The organism is Vibrio sp. ZF57 (assembly GCF_001691235.1).
In the GTDB taxonomy this organism is placed as follows: Bacteria; Pseudomonadota; Gammaproteobacteria; order Enterobacterales; family Vibrionaceae; genus Vibrio; species Vibrio crassostreae_C.
Map to the genome: position 1 here is coordinate 17,678 of NZ_MAKD01000003.1, position 15,070 is coordinate 32,747.

General features: G+C 45.9%; 13 protein-coding genes and 1 pseudogene. 8 read left to right on the plus strand and 6 right to left on the minus strand.

The window, feature by feature from the left end; genetic code table 11:
* The first annotated feature begins 3 nt into the window (after positions 1-3).
* Both A6D97_RS00350 and manA read left to right on the plus strand, forming a co-directional pair.
* On the plus strand, positions 4-1,344 hold the full coding sequence (locus A6D97_RS00350; RefSeq protein ID WP_065583566.1) for an MFS transporter: 1,341 nt from the start codon (positions 4-6) through the stop codon (positions 1,342-1,344).
* 291 nt (positions 1,345-1,635) lie between these two features.
* A complete protein-coding gene (manA, locus tag A6D97_RS00355; protein WP_065583567.1) occupies positions 1,636-2,841 on the plus strand; it encodes a mannose-6-phosphate isomerase, class I in 1,206 nt (401 codons plus the stop codon).
* Here the strand turns inward: manA and A6D97_RS00360 are convergent.
* From A6D97_RS00360 to A6D97_RS00385, 6 genes are all read right to left on the minus strand, one after another.
* The gene (locus tag A6D97_RS00360) at positions 2,838-3,362 is read right to left on the minus strand and encodes a GNAT family N-acetyltransferase (RefSeq protein WP_065583568.1); all 525 of its coding nucleotides are present in this window, start codon (positions 3,360-3,362) and stop codon (positions 2,838-2,840) included. The two genes, manA and A6D97_RS00360, sit on opposite strands and share 4 nt — an antisense overlap.
* Before the next feature lie 96 nt (positions 3,363-3,458).
* Positions 3,459-3,716: a YdcH family protein gene (locus A6D97_RS00365; protein WP_009846137.1), complete on the minus strand. Its 258-nt coding sequence runs from the start codon at positions 3,714-3,716 to the stop codon at positions 3,459-3,461.
* A gap of 201 nt (positions 3,717-3,917) precedes the next feature.
* Positions 3,918-4,907, minus strand: coding sequence for a rhodanese-related sulfurtransferase (locus tag A6D97_RS00370; RefSeq protein WP_017065056.1), 990 nt, complete (start codon positions 4,905-4,907; stop codon positions 3,918-3,920).
* A gap of 266 nt (positions 4,908-5,173) precedes the next feature.
* Positions 5,174-5,605 carry a GNAT family N-acetyltransferase gene (locus A6D97_RS00375; protein ID WP_065583569.1) on the minus strand — a complete coding sequence of 144 codons (432 nt, stop codon included), beginning with the start codon at positions 5,603-5,605 and terminating at the stop codon, positions 5,174-5,176.
* A 75-nt stretch (positions 5,606-5,680) separates the two neighbouring features.
* Positions 5,681-6,016, minus strand: a complete 336-nt coding sequence (locus tag A6D97_RS00380) for a 5-carboxymethyl-2-hydroxymuconate isomerase (RefSeq protein WP_065583570.1) — start codon at positions 6,014-6,016, stop codon at positions 5,681-5,683.
* A 154-nt stretch (positions 6,017-6,170) separates the two neighbouring features.
* Complete coding sequence (locus A6D97_RS00385) at positions 6,171-7,319, minus strand: PLP-dependent aminotransferase family protein (protein WP_065583571.1); 1,149 nt, start codon at positions 7,317-7,319, stop codon at positions 6,171-6,173.
* Between the two features lie 115 nt (positions 7,320-7,434).
* Here A6D97_RS00385 and A6D97_RS00390 point away from each other — a divergent pair, with 115 nt between their 5' ends.
* The 6 genes and pseudogenes from A6D97_RS00390 to A6D97_RS00415 all read left to right on the plus strand — a co-directional run bounded on the left by A6D97_RS00390 (position 7,435) and on the right by A6D97_RS00415 (position 14,977).
* On the plus strand, positions 7,435-8,304 hold the full coding sequence (locus A6D97_RS00390; RefSeq protein ID WP_065583572.1) for a GyrI-like domain-containing protein: 870 nt from the start codon (positions 7,435-7,437) through the stop codon (positions 8,302-8,304).
* A gap of 246 nt (positions 8,305-8,550) precedes the next feature.
* Positions 8,551-9,815, plus strand: a pseudogene (locus A6D97_RS00395) (MATE family efflux transporter).
* Positions 9,816-10,016: 201 nt separating this feature from the next.
* Positions 10,017-10,775, plus strand: a complete 759-nt coding sequence (locus tag A6D97_RS00400; RefSeq protein WP_065583573.1) for an ATP-binding cassette domain-containing protein — start codon at positions 10,017-10,019, stop codon at positions 10,773-10,775.
* Positions 10,772-11,623, plus strand: coding sequence for an ATP-binding cassette domain-containing protein (locus A6D97_RS00405; protein ID WP_065583574.1), 852 nt, complete (start codon positions 10,772-10,774; stop codon positions 11,621-11,623). Before A6D97_RS00400 ends, A6D97_RS00405 begins: the two co-directional genes overlap by 4 nt.
* A gap of 83 nt (positions 11,624-11,706) precedes the next feature.
* Positions 11,707-13,236 (plus strand): ABC transporter substrate-binding protein, encoded by a 1,530-nt coding sequence (locus tag A6D97_RS00410; protein ID WP_065583575.1) that lies wholly within the window; start codon positions 11,707-11,709, stop codon positions 13,234-13,236.
* Between the two features lie 4 nt (positions 13,237-13,240).
* A complete protein-coding gene (locus A6D97_RS00415) occupies positions 13,241-14,977 on the plus strand; it encodes an ABC transporter permease subunit (protein ID WP_065583576.1) in 1,737 nt (578 codons plus the stop codon).
* Positions 14,978-15,070 lie beyond the last annotated feature (93 nt).

The window sequence follows — 15,070 nt, forward strand, 5'->3', positions numbered from 1 at the left end:
AATATGTTTGGATTTCTGCGCTCAACAACGTCAGAGAGTGATGCTCTAACTGATGATGAGGTCAATCAGAGTTATCGCTATTGGCGCCTTCACATCATGATAGGAATGTATGTCGGCTATGCGGGTTTTTACTTCACTCGTAAAACCTTTAATTACGCCGCGCCTGCAATGATCACCGATCTAGGTTTGGACAAAGGCGATATCGGCTTAATTGGCACGCTCTTTTATCTTTCTTATGGCTTATCGAAATTTATCTCAGGCACGATATCGGATCGGTCGAACCCTCGTTACTTCATGGGGCTTGGCCTAATCGCGACTGGTCTGATAAACATCGCGTTTGGCTTTTCGAGTTCGTTAGCGGCTTTTATCTCGCTATGGGTACTGAATGCATGGTTCCAAGGTTGGGGCTGGCCATCGTGTTCCAAGTTATTGACGACTTGGTATTCTCGCTCCGAAAGAGGCTTTCGCTGGGCAATCTGGAATACAGCGCACAACGTTGGTGGAGCGCTTATCCCTATTCTTGTGGGTTATCTAACGCTGCAGTTCAGTTGGCGAGCTGGGTTTATCTGGCCGGGTGTGATTGGTGTTTTTATCGGTCTTATTGTCTGCTGGCGCTTACGTGACAAGCCCACCACCATGGGACTTCCGACGGTAGGGAAGTGGCGCAGTGATCACCTGGAATTAGCGCAAGAGAGCCATGGGCAAGGGTTAAGCTATCGAGAGATCCTGAAAACCTATGTGTTCAGCAATAAGTACATTTGGTTGCTCGCCTTTAGTTATGTGTTGGTTTACATCGTAAGAACGGCAGTTAACGACTGGGGCAATTTATACCTCACCGAAGAACACGATTACAGTTTGATCAACGCCAACGCTGCCTTGTCTCTGTTCGAGATAGGAGGTTTTGTTGGTTCACTTGTTGCTGGGTGGGGATCGGATAGGTTGTTTGGTGGCAACCGCGGTCCAATGAACATCTTGTTTGCGATTGGCATCTTCCTTTCGGTTTCGGCTTTATGGCTTATGCCTTTAACCAACTTTGTGTTTCAAGCGGCTGGGCTATTCTGCGTTGGCTTTTTTGTTTTTGGCCCTCAAATGCTTATTGGCATGGCGGCGGCGGAATGTTCACATAAAGACTCTGCCGGGGCGGCGACAGGTTTTGTTGGCTTGTTTGCTTATATGGGAGCAGCACTTTCTGGTTACCCATTAGCGCTCGTTCTAGAAGCTTACGGCTGGAGTGGGTTCTTCATTACCATCTCTACTTGTGCGGCCGTTATTGGCTTGCTGTTACTGCCTTTCTTACAAGCTCAATCACCTCAGAAAAGTGCAGAAGCTCGCTCTGGTTTTTAAGGAACGATAACAAGACAGTCACTAGTATTTGTATTCAGATGCTTGTATCGCTGCTGTAATCAGTGCGATACAAGCCGCTATCTTATTCTCAGCGCTTTCTACTCGTGATATTCAAATGTGACTATTTTCACGCTTTTCATCGGTCTCACCTGTTTCTAAGAATTTTTCCTATTGCGTCTAAGACCTCATCTCATGTGGGTTCTAGCCGAGCTCTGTAGTCTTTCTAATTATTTACGTTATTAGAAATCAGCTCTCTGAATTGTGTTCAAAGGGCTCACTACGGAAAACGCCATGTCACTCAGCCACCTCTCAGAACACTCATTTTTCCCAATGGAAAACACCATCCAAAATTATGCATGGGGGAGCATTTCTTCGATACGTGAACTGTTTGGCTTTCAGAATGAGTCACAAGAGCCGCAAGCGGAAGTTTGGATGGGAGCGCATCCAAAAGGTTGCTCAATGGTTAAGCTTGACCAGCACTTGGTGCCTCTCTCTGAGCTGATTAACAAGAATAAACCGGCCTATCTATCAAGCGATATTGCGCAGGAGTTTGGTGAGCTGCCGTTCTTGTTTAAGATCTTGGCAGCAGAAAAAGCGTTGTCTGTTCAGGTTCACCCAAACAAGCGCCAAGCAGAGGTTGGCTTTGCAAGAGAGGAGCAAGCAGGAATCCCTCTGACTGCAGGACATCGTAATTACAAAGACTCTAACCACAAACCTGAATTGGTTTACGCGATCACTGAATATCAAGCAATGAATGGCTTTCGAGAATTCGATGAAATATTAGGGTTGTTCAGAAAGTTGAATTCGAGCGAGCTGGCTGGTTTAGTTGAAGAGTTTGGCAACCACCTTGATTCTCTAGGTTTAGAGGCGTTTTTCCGCGATCTATTAACGTTGAATGAACAACGTAAACATCAAGCATTAGAGCAACTTCTGACTTACGCGGCTGCTCATCAAGACCAAGCGGAGTTTGCTTTGGTTATTGAGCTTAGTCATCAGTATCCAAACGATATTGGTCTATTTTGTGTTCTGCTTCTTAACTTGATCACATTGACCCCGGGTGAAGCGATGTATTTGAATGCGAATACTCCGCATGCTTACATTAAGGGAACTGGGCTCGAGATCATGGCAAATTCAGACAACGTTTTGCGAGCAGGTTTAACGCCAAAGCACATTGATGTCGCCGAGTTGGTTGCCTGTACAGAGTTCAAACCGATCCCGTTTGAACGCTTGTTGTTAGCGCCCTCAAAACTGGGTCAATGTGATAGTTATGATATTCCTGTCAGTGATTTTGATTTCAATATCTTTCATCGCCCTCAGCAAGAAGAAGTGATCACAAGCGGTGCTGAAATTTTGATGGCAATAGATGATGATTTAACGCTAGTGAGCCAAAGAGGTGAGCACTTAACCCTTACGAAAGGGCAATCGGTATTTATCCCGGCTTATATTGGTCATTATGTACTGAGCAGTAATGGGCGAGTGGCTAGGGCGTTTAATTAGAGATGGTGTTTGTGGTATAGATTGAGCTCCATCCCCACAAAATCATCATCTCCTTCATCAACAACGTGATAGCCAAGCGATTGATAAAAGTTAATAGCACGAGCATTACTTTTAAAACTCGATAGAGTGACTTGACTAAGTTGCTCTGCCATAGCTTTTTTATGTATGAGAGTCATGACTTGCTTGCCAAGCGAACGACCTTGGTACTGGGGGAAAATGATCAGCAAATGAATATGGTATGCGTTGTCATAAGGTTTAAAGCAGGCGAGCCCCACTCTTTTATTTTCGCGATATACCCAATGAAACCAAGATGGATGGTATTCGTTTAAAAGTCGTTGACGTTGAAAGTCGTCATCCCAGCCGAAAACGCTATCTACGTGTATGAAGATACCTTGTTTAACACACGCAAACAGTTCATCGAATTCAGAATTTGAAGCGAGTTGGAGTTGTATGTTCTCTTCTTTCATTGCCACTTTTACCGCTTCCTTATCAAACGCCTTTGAATAAGCAAACAGTAACATAATTGAAGAAGCCGAATTAGATTAGATTTGCGAAGTGATGAAACCAAAAAGCCATGCGTGATGCATGGCTAAGAATAAAGTCTTGGATTGATTTTTCTATACGATCTTAAGCGCGTGATGGCGCGTGAGCTGTTTGTGTAGCGAGTCTTTGAGCTCCATGCGTTCTACTTTGAGGTTGTGCATGCTGTCGTCATCGATAGGGCTGCCAGAGATTTCTAGCTGACGGATGTCGTAGTCGAGTTGGTGGTATTTCTGCATGTCTGCTTTGAATTTTTCGTCGTCGTGGTTGAGCTGAACAATGTCTAATTTAAGATCTGGGAAATCTAAGATAAAGGCATGGTTTTCATTGAGCATTGGCACTTCCTCTCTAGTCGAATTATTAACAGTATAGAAGTAATTTTTCGAAAGAAATGTGGTTCAAAACACAAAGCCGTAAAGCGATCAAAAAAGGGCGTAAACTCGTAGGATTATCCTCGAACTTGCGCCCTTTTGTATGTATATAGCTAACTATTTATAGTTATATGTTTAGAACTATAAGAGTTTAAAGCAGAAAGTTTACTTTGCTTTCTTACCAGAGCGTTGCTGCTCTTTGTGTGCAAGCTTCTCTTTTTTGCGTTGCTCGATAAGGTGAGCAGCTTCGCCGCCTACGTGGGTTTCGCCACGAGCATTCGACAGTTGAACTTGCTTTTCACGTTCACGGAAACGGGCTTTCTGCTCGTCGCTGTGCTTATCAATACACTTAGGGCAGCTTACGCCTTTCTCGAAGTGTTTAGAGGCTTTGTCTTCGTCAGTGATTGGCAGGCGACACGCGTTACACACATCGTAACCGCTCTTTTCTAGCTGGTGGTTTACTGCAACTCGACCATCAAATACGTAGCAGTCGCCTTCCCACATACTCTCTTCTTCAGGTACCTCTTCTAGGTACTTAAGAATGCCGCCTTCAAGGTGATAAACCTCATCAAAGCCTTGCTCTTTCATGTAGGCTGTTGATTTTTCGCAACGAATACCGCCAGTACAGAACATCGCAACTTTCTTGTGCTTCTTAGGATCAAGGTTGTCTTCAACGTATTGAGGGAATTCACGGAAGGTTTCTGTGTTTGGGTTTACAGCATTTTTGAAGGTGCCGATGTCCACTTCGTAGTCGTTACGAGTATCAACCAGAATCACATCAGGATCAGAGATCAATGCGTTCCATTCGTTTGGTTTCACGTAAGTGCCGACAACGTGGCGTGGGTCGATGCCCTCAACGCCCATGGTTACGATCTCTTTCTTAAGCTTAACCTTGGTGCGGTTGAATGGTTGTTCTTCGTTGAACGACTCTTTGTAAACAACATCAGCCAAGCGAGAATCTTGTTTGAACCATTGAAGAAGGGCGTCGATAGATTCGCGCTTACCTGCAACGGTACCGTTGATGCCTTCACTCGCAAGTAACAAAGTACCGCGGATTTGGTTGGCTTCTAACACGTCGGTTAGTGGCTGGCGAATTTCTTGGTAATCATCAAGTGCTACGAATTTATACAGAGCACATACAACATATTGAGACATGGTTTTTCCTTTCTGCGAGCTGGAACGTAAATCCAGAGCGGTTGCCTGTTTTGATCAGAACTGAGTATTTCAACTTAGTTCTGTCTTGTTGGCTTATTAAAATCAGGCGCAGTATAACCAAGGCGGTGCGGGACAAAAACCAACCAAACGTAGGGCTATATAACATCATTTTTGATGTGGTTTTAGGTGTGATAAAAAGGCCGTTATTTGAAAAGCAGTTTTAACTCAAATAAGGAGTGGTGCTTTGTTGTCTACTGAATACTTGGCTAAGAACTTATGTAGTATCTCATCTCAATGAGTTGGTGTTCTCCGACGATTTCCACTTCACGAATGAACTCAAAGCCGAACTTTTCATAGTAATTCTTTAGGTATTGATGGGCGTGGATTTCAATGACTTTGGCACTATGTTCAGAGGCGTGTTTTAGAAGTGCGCTAACAATTTTAGACGCGATACCAGATCCTCGATAAGGCTGTAGAACCGCAACACGTGCCATGGTTGAGTGTCCTGATTCATCAATGTGCAAGCGTGCCGTCGCGACTAAATTATCTTCATCGGTGATCAGTGCATGATGTGATACTGGGTCTAACCCATCAAGATCCAATACATGGGGGATACCTTGTTCAACAACGAATACTTGACGACGAATGGACTGTGCTTTCGTTATCAATTCTGGGTTGTTACCAATCACCAATTCCATTTCATTGCTCCATGCTGCTAACGAATGTTTTGAAAATACCCTATTTGTGAGGGGCTGTACGTTTGTAACTTGTCCTTAAACTAAGGCTTTTGAATAGCTGCTTGTCTCTATATCGATGATCTCTACGGTCAATGAAGCATTGGATAGTGGAAGAGCAAGTAATTGGTCCAAAATGGACTTGGAGAGCATCGCTTTAACGCTTTCGTTACGCCCAGACAAAATACGCACAGAGACATGCACGAAGTCTTCTTTTACTTCGCCGGTTTGGTAATGCTGATAGGCAAGGCTGCGTACTTTGATGTCTTCTCCTGTTGGTGAGAACAACTGAGATTCCATCGCGCCGAGAAACACTTTCTGATTGATTTGCTGACCATCAATAGTGGATGAGTGTTCGATAATACAATGAGGCAAAGTGAAGTCCTTTCTGTGTTTTATAGCGACCTAAAATTAAGGCCAATGTGACTCTCTTGTTGAGAATGATATTGGCCCTTAATGCTAATTCGTTGCGGCTTTCTCGGCAATAAGCCGATCAGGCTATCACCAAAGCGGTCAGTATCGTCAGCGATTACGCTTGGTTAAGTACTTCCGCTAAGCGTTTCACCGCTTCTGTTAATTCTTCTGGGTTGGCGTTAGTGAAGTTTAGGCGCAGTGCGGCTTTTGCTTCATCGGCCTTTGGATAGAATACTGGGCTTGGTACTACCGCGACGCCATTCGATAGCAAAGTCTTAGCTAATTCGAAGGTATCGCACTCTGGGATCTCAACCCAAATGAACATCCCGCCATCTACGGCTTTTAACACACAATCTGCAGGCAGTTGTTTTTCTAGCTCTGAAAACAACACTTCATAACGAGACTTGTACAGTGTGCGAATGTTTTCCATATGCACGCCAAAGTCTTCATGTTTTAGAAGGCCAACAAGCAGCGCTTGCATGGGTACACTTGAGTGCAAGTCAGCGCCTTGCTTCACTTTGATCAGTGGCTCAAGGTAGCTGCGTTTGCCTGTTACCGCGCCAATACGTAGGCCTGGCGATGCAATCTTAGAGAATGAACGAAGAACGATAGAGTTATCAGGGCAGAACGAAGAAACCAATGGCAGTTCCGTACCAGTGAAACGTAGCTCACGGTATGGTGCATCTTCAATGAAGGCTACGTTGTATTTGATACACAACTCAGCCACTTTTTGACGAGTTTCTGTTGCCCAGCACACACCGGTTGGGTTGTGGAAATCAGGCACGGCATAGAACATTTTTGGCGCTTGCTCGGCAAAGCATGTTTCCAGTTCATCTAGGTTCGGGCCAAATTCAGTTTGAGACACGGTAGCGATGTTTGCTTGAACTAGGCCAAACACCTGCATCGCACCTAGGTAGCTTGGCGCTTCCATCACAACCACATCACCCGGGTCAACATACGCACGCGCAATCAAATCCAAACCTTGCTGAGAACCTGTACAGATCATGGCCGTGTGTGACTCTGGCAATTGGTAGATTTGTGTTAGGTGATCAAGCAACGGGCCATAACCTGCGGTCGAACCGTATTGGAAAACTTCAGGCATGTTCGCTAGGTTTTCTAGCGTTGGCTTCATTAAATCGATTGGGAATGTTTTCTCGTCCGGTAAACCGCCGGCCAATGAGATGACATTTGGATCACTTGCGGCTGCGAGGATCTCTCGAATGTATGAAGATTGAATCTGTTGTAATGACTGTGCGATTTCCATGTGTTGTGTCTCGTCGTTTATCGTTTTTATTCTATCGCTTGATATTACACGGCAATTGTAAAAACTAGCGTGTCCGTTTATGCTCTTAAACATGTCCATTTATGCTATTTAAACGATGTCACGTCAACACATATCGCGAATCAATGATGTCCTGTTCCATATTCACCAAGACATCAGTCAGCCTTTGTCTGCCAAAGAGTTATCTGAGATAGCGGCCTATTCAGAACAGCACTTTCATCGCACCTTTAAAAGCGTGGTCGGGGAGTCGTTGCATCAATATATCCGACGCACTCGAATGGAGTATGCAGCCAACCAATTGATGTTTGATACCAGCTCGTCAGTGGTCGAGATCGCCCATAAATGTGGCTTTAGCTCGGTGTCTTCGTTTAGTCGAGCATTTAAAGCGACCTTTAATATGTCTCCGGGCGAGTGGCGTAAACACGATTTACAAGTAGCAGAAAAACCCTATTTGAAAGATTCCGAAGTGGCGGCGGGCTATTTGAATGTGGCGCAGCGAGTATTGCCCGAACCCAAGATCGTTGAAGTGCCTGAACGCATGGCGGCCTATGTTCGACATACGGGTTATAACCGCTCTATTCGCAATGCGTGGTTGATATTGAAAGCGTGGGCGAATTCCGAACAGCGTGATTTCTCGAGCCAATTTGGTTTGCATCACTCAAACCCTGCTTGGGTTGAAATGGATCAGTGTCGTTATGTGGCGTGTATCGCGATTGATGAGCCGATTAAGTATCGTAGCGTAGTTAATCAGATGGTGATTCCGGGCGGCTTACACGCTGTGTTTCGACTAAATGGCCGCTATGGAGAACTGCTACCACAGATCAGTATGGTGTTAGAAAAGTGGCTACCCACATCTGGTTTCAAACAGCGCTCGACTCCCGCGTATGTGCATTATCATCAGAATCACTTCCTTAATAGTGATGAAATATTCGAGCTCGATTTCTACCTTCCCGTGAGCTTTTACTGAGCCTTTACTAGGTTAACCATTGAGTTGGCTCAGTAATTGGTTTTGTTGTGTTTTGTCGAGCGTGATTTTACTCATTTGTTGTGGCTAATTTGCTCGCTCAATGACAGAAAGGCCTCTTATGTTGATGGTGCGATAGGAGAGAAGCTTGTTGATAAACGACTCTAAGTAAATGATGACAACGTACGGATTAAACGATAGCATCCCGCTCTAATTGCAAATAGTTCTTAATATCACCCGCTAGAATATATGACCATTACCCACAAAGATTATCTGAAAATTGCCTTCCCTTTCATCATCTCAACGGTGACACAGCCTCTACTAGGTGCTGTGGATACCGCTGTTATCGGCCAACTTGGTATTGCTGAACTGATTGGCGGCGTGGCGATCGGCACCATCATTATGAACACCATGTATTGGTTGTTTGGTTTTTTCCGTGTCAGTACCACGGGCCAAAGTGCGATGGCACTGGGTAAGGGAAACCGCACTGATTTGGCGGGTAGCTTGATGCGTCCGTTTGTGCTGTCTGGTTTAGTGGGTTTGATCTTTATCTTGATACAACCACTCATCTGGCAAGGCGCAATGTGGGTGATAGAGCCTGAAGCCAATGTAGCCGAGCACGCGCATATCTACTTCAGTATTTTGATTTATGGCGCGCCTTTCGTGTTGCTTAACTACACCATTATTGGTTGGTTAATGGGACAGGCGAAAGCCAAAGACGTTCTTTATACACAAGTGTTTGGTAATGTGTTGAACATTGTCTTGGATGCGGTGTTTGTACTTTATTTCGATTTGGGTGTCGCAGGTGTGGCTTACGCAAGTTTGATTGCACAAGTTACCACCTTTGCTATTGGTATGACACTGGTGATTAAGACCAGCAATATCTCGATCTCTTACTTCGTACCATCTGTATTTTAGTTTTCTTCAATATGATGGCGCGTACTGGTTCTAAACTGGGTGCCGATGTTCTGGCTGCTAACGCGCTCTTGATGCAGGTGACCTTCATTGTCAGTTACATGTTTGACGGCATTGCCAATGCATCGAGTGTGTTCGCGGGTAAAGCGGTAGGTCAGAAAAATGCTTCAATGTTGGATCGTGTATTAAGACTTAACTTCCAATGGACGGCGAGTTTTATTGCCGTACTAACTTTCCTCACCTTGGTATTCAAAGACAGCATTGTTTTCTTGTTTACCGATATCCCAACGCTTGTCGCTCTATATCAAGAGGTGGTTCCGTGGTTGATTGTGTTCCCGCTGGTGTCTGGCTTTGGCTTAACGGTTTACGGCATCTTTACCGGAACGGGTACCACGCGTCCGGTTAGGGACTCTAGCATCGCTACTTTGTTGGTTTTCTTAGCGGTACAGGCATTATCAATCGATATGTGGGGCAATCATGGTTTGTGGTTGGCGTTTACCTTGTTTTATCTTGGACGTATTGCCTTCTTGTATCCGTTTATCGCACAAGTTAAGCAGAAGTACCTTGCAACAGAAGGTGCATCCGCGGCGTGTCATTAGGTTAGAAACACAGTCGTTCTTGCCAGTAGCTTTGAAAGCGCCTGACAGCATTATGCTAAGGGCGCTTTTTTTATCTAATGACCTAGTAAAAATGGTCAATCAAACAGTAAATAAAATACTGTACGGTTAAATGTTCGCTTTTCATCATGTAGGCTTAATGATAGAGTTGTTATGTTATAACATCCATTTATGAGTGTCTGCGTGAACGCCCCACTTCTGTCTGTTGACCAATTAACGATCAAAACCTCTTCGAGAACACTTTTTCAAGATATTCATTTCGATGTATATCGAGGTGAGCTGCTGGCGATCATGGGCCCATCAGGCATTGGTAAGTCGATGCTTTCACGCGCGATTGCAGGTTTTCTGCCGGAAACGGTTGAGGTTGAAGGTCATATTTCTCTATCTGGTGAAGCTGTGTGTGGTTTGCCTATGTTGCAAAGAACTGCCACACAGCGCCCCGCAGTTATCTTCCAAGATGCGCTTCAAGCTTTGAACCCTCTGGTTTCAATAGAAGGTCAACTCTGCCTTGCCTTGACGGGAACTCGCACTAAGCTTAAATCAAAAGAAAAAATTCAAATTACCGAGTTGCTGAATCAACTTGGTTTTCCTAATCCAGAAACCATCTTGCCGTTGTACCCGAGCCAAATTTCGGGTGGGCAACGCCAACGTGTGTGTATTGCGATTGGCTTGCTGAGTAACGCCGATATTATCATCGCCGATGAACCAACCAGTGCGTTAGATCCGGTGACAGAGCAAGAGATACTTAAGCTGATTCGCGACAATGTTAAACAGCGTCAAATTGGTGGTTTACTCATCACCCATGACCTGCATAGCGCGTTGGCGTGTGACAAGCTGTTAGTCATCGATGATGGTGGTGTGGTGGCTTACGGTGCACCGAAACATGCACTTGAGTCGAGCTCTCACGCTTTCTGCTGTTCATTGAGAGACTTAATCGAATGAGCTCGACCTTATCACTAAACTCAGAAGCCTCGCCATTAATGCCAGTGACTGATTCAGAAACACAAACACCGATAGAGATTAAGTTCGACAATGTGAGTGTTCACTACTACTCCGTACCAAGTTGGTTGGGTGGTAAAGCGTTCAAAGCGCTACAGAACATAGACCTTAATGTTGAAGACAAAAGCCTAGCAATTGTTGGGCGTTCTGGTGCCGGTAAATCAACGTTAATTGAACTGCTATTTGGCCTTAAAGCGCCAACCGTTGGTCAAATAAACTTGTTCGGTTATTCGCTCCCAATTCGCGATAGCAAAGCGCAAGCAACGGTGTGTCGCTTGATTCAATTGGTGCCTCAAGAGCCCCACACTAGCCTCAACCCTTACTATACCGTTCGACAGATCTTAGCCGAACCTCTAAGTAACTTAGATGTTTCGGGTAATCATGAAGCCATCATTGAAGAGGCGCTTTCAGACGTTGGATTGCCTGCCAGTTTGCTCTTACTGAAACCGAATCAACTTTCTACAGGCCAAGCTCAACGTGTGGCTATCGCTCGGGCTCTTGTCGTTAGACCCGCAGTGCTGGTGGCCGATGAACCTACTGCCAGCCTTGACCCAGTGAATCGCCAAAGGTTGTTGGACTTGGTTAATTCATTAAAAAAGAAGCGCGATATGCGAATCGTTTTGGTGACGCATGATCTCGTTGCGGCAAAGGCGCTTTGTGAAGAAATTCTGGTTCTTGACCATGGCGAGATGGTGGAGCATGGACCGACACCTCAAGTGATGAGCACACCTGCTCACCCTGCGACTCAGTTGCTGATCGAAGCTCAGCCACCTTCGAAATCTACTTGTTAAACACAACCTTATTTATTGCGAAATACTGCTTATTAACGAAATACTGCTTATTAACACAACACTGCTTACAGAGAAAAATAACTATGCGTTTTAATTCAATCAAACTGGCTTGCGCGCTTGCGTTGGCTCTGCCTTTGACGGGCTGTTTTGACTCTCAACCAGAGTCGAGCGATGCGGCGGTCAAATCTGAAATTCGTGTTGCGATGATGCAGCCACCAAGAACGGGCCTATCGCCACTTTCTGATGACGCGTTCAAACTATCACGTTGGAGCACGGCTGAAACGTTAGTCAACTTGAGCCCAACCTCAGAAGCAGAACCAATGCTAGCGACTGATTGGAAACATCTTGATCCACTGACTTGGCAGTTCACGATTCGCCAAGGCGTTAAATTCCACGATGGCTCTACATTAACCTCAGAATCCGTAGTGAACTCTTTGCAGAAAGCGCTTGAGGCGGCACCTAAGCCACGCATTCTAGATGGTGTCGATCTCGAAGTGAAAGCGATGGACAACTACCGCGTAGAGATCAAGACCAGCTTTGATGACCCTCTTCTACCAAGCCGTTTATCAAGCCCTCAATTAGCGATCCTAGCAGCAAGTGCTTATCAAGAAGATGGTCGTGTTAGTCCAATTGGCGCAGGTACTGGCCCGTTTGAGTTGACTGAAATTAACGGCACAACCAGCGCGAAACTGAAACGTTTTGACGGCTACTGGGGCGAAAAAGCGCAAGTAGAATCTGTAATTGCAGAATACGTTCCTAATGGTTTTGCTCGTGCTGCAGCACTGAGAACCGGCACGGCTGACGTCGTTGAAGCGGTACCCGTTTCACAAATCGCGACCATTGATCCGAACCTACTTTACGAAGTGGCAATGCCTCGTACTAATACGCTTTACCTGAACAACAAGTCAGGCGTATTTAGCGATATTGAACTGCGTAAGGTAGCGGCAGCTGCAGTAGACCGTGAGCAGATCGTGAATACTGTTTATGAAAACCACGCGGATATCGCGCAAGGCCTATTAGGTCCTGCACTTGCTTGGGCTGAACCAATTCGACCTGAAGGTCAGGCAGTTGACAAAACGCTAAAAGCGAACGGCGAAAGCATTGTTATTGGTACCTTTACCGACCGTGCAGAGCTTCCAGAAGTGGCAGCGCTACTGAAGCAACAACTTGAAGCGGCTGGTTTCAAGGTTGAGCTGGATATTCGTGAATATGCTCAGATCGAGAACGATGCGCTATCTGGTAAGTTTGACGCGTTTATCCTTTCTCGTGCAACGGTTCTAGATTCGGGTGACCCAGTGGCTTACATGATGAGCGACTTTGGTTGTAAGGGTTCATTCAACCTTGGCCAGTTCTGTTCTCAAGAGGTAGATAAAGCACTGAATCACGCTGACCTACAACCGCTAGGTGCGCTGCGTCACCAAGCGATCATCGAAGCTGAACAAAAAATCCTTAACGATTTCGCGGCTATCCCGCTGCTTCACGAACGTGTGATTCAAGGTGAAAGTGAGCGTGTAAGCAATGTCGTTCGTGACCCAAGTGAACGTCGCTTGGTTGACCAAACTACACAGGTCAAAAAAGCGACACAAGTTAACCCGGCAACACAGGCTAACTAAATAAATGTTATCTGCTGAGACTCTGCGTCGAACCTTATTTCTCTTGACGCCTTGGTTATCAAGAATCGCCTCACTGATTGTGGTGGTGATTCTTGTTGGTTTGATGCCTGACATTGCAGGCATCGATCCAAGCCAATCTATTCTGCGGGCTAGGGCGGGGCAACAACACCTGCTTACGCCTGAAGCTTTAGCGGCGGTACGCGCTGATCTTCAGCTTGACCGTTCAGCTATTGAGCGCCTGCTCGACTGGGTAGGAAGTGCTTTTTCAGGTGATCTAGGTGAATCATGGATTGATGGTTCCTCGGTTGCATTAAGCATTCAAAAAACAGCATCTACGTCTCTGTTTTTGATGTCTAGCGCATTGGTGATGACTTTCGTACTGTGTGGTGCAGGCCTGCTTGCCACCTTACGCAGTTGGAAGAAGGGCAAGCTGGGGCAGAGCTACAGCAGTTTAAGTACGGTATTAATATCGTTGCCAGAGTACGTAGTGGCCTCGGTATTAATACTGGTGTTCTCTATCTGGTTAGGTTGGCTGCCGCCGTATGGTTGGCAAGGTTGGCAAGACATCTGGCTACCGAGCTTAGCGCTTGCATTGCCTGCCAGTGGTCTGTTTAGTCGCCTACTCAGAGACAGTTTACAACGCGTTTTAAATGAACCTTGGGTGATCACTTGGCTCAGTGCCAACGTTCATTCCAATCAAATTATTCGCTTTGCGCTGAAAAGAGCGCTGAGCAGTCTGATCCCGCAAATCGCGATGATCGTGATTGGCTTAACTGGTGGCGCAGTCGCGGTTGAGCTTATCTTCTCGATCCCTGGTATCGGGCGCATGATTCTTGGTGCAGCCAAGGCGCAAGACTTACCAATTCTGCAAGGCGGCTTATTGGTGTTGCTGCTATTTTCAATTGCCGTGAGCAGCATGAGCTTGTTTGTTCAGCAATTGATTCTTGGCCACAGCCTGAAAAGCGGCAAGCTCATCAGTAGCCACTCTTCGTTTCGTTTTACCCAGAACCGCGCAAAGCGTGTCACTGCTTTTGCGATCTTCTCTTTCCTAATTGCTATCGTTGTATGGGCTGCATTCCGAGACCCATACACTAGCCAATTCGCACGCTTGGCATCACCGAGTTGGCAAGCACCTTTGGGCGCAGATGGCATTGGTCGAGACCTACTGGCGAGAATTGGTTCTGGTATGATTGCGACCTTCCAAGCCGGCATATTGGCAACGTTCTTGAGCTTGGTGACGGGCATCATCATGGGTTTCAACACCCGCTTTAGCCAAGGCCTTATCGAGATCACTAAGGGTATCCCATACATCATTGCAGGCTTGCTTGTTGCAGGCTTAACGGGGATGAATCCGAACAGCGCATTAATCGCGATTGTATTGGTGTCGTGGGCGCCGCTAGCTGCACACTGCTCAAGCTTGATCGTAGAAGCCAAGGCTCAACCTTATACACACCTCGCGCCACTATGGGGCACCAGTAAGCTTAGAATCTTCCGTTTCTACTTGCTTCCGTATGTGTTGCCACCGTTGTTAAGACACGCGATGTTGAGGCTACCGGTTATCACTCTAAGTCTGACCTCGCTGAGCTTCATCGGATTAGGGGCAAAGCCACCAACACCTGAATGGGGTTTGATGATCGCAGAGAACCTTCCATACATTGAGCGCGCGCCATTAGCAGTCATGGGGCCAATTGTTGGGCTGATCTTGTTGGGTGCAGCCATTAACTTGATGTTTGATGACTAACGTAAAGATCCGGTCGCTGAGGTTTCTAAATTGACGATCCGATTGGGTATTCGATTTAGCATTTATGTTGTAACCTTAGCCCTGCTTTTTAGA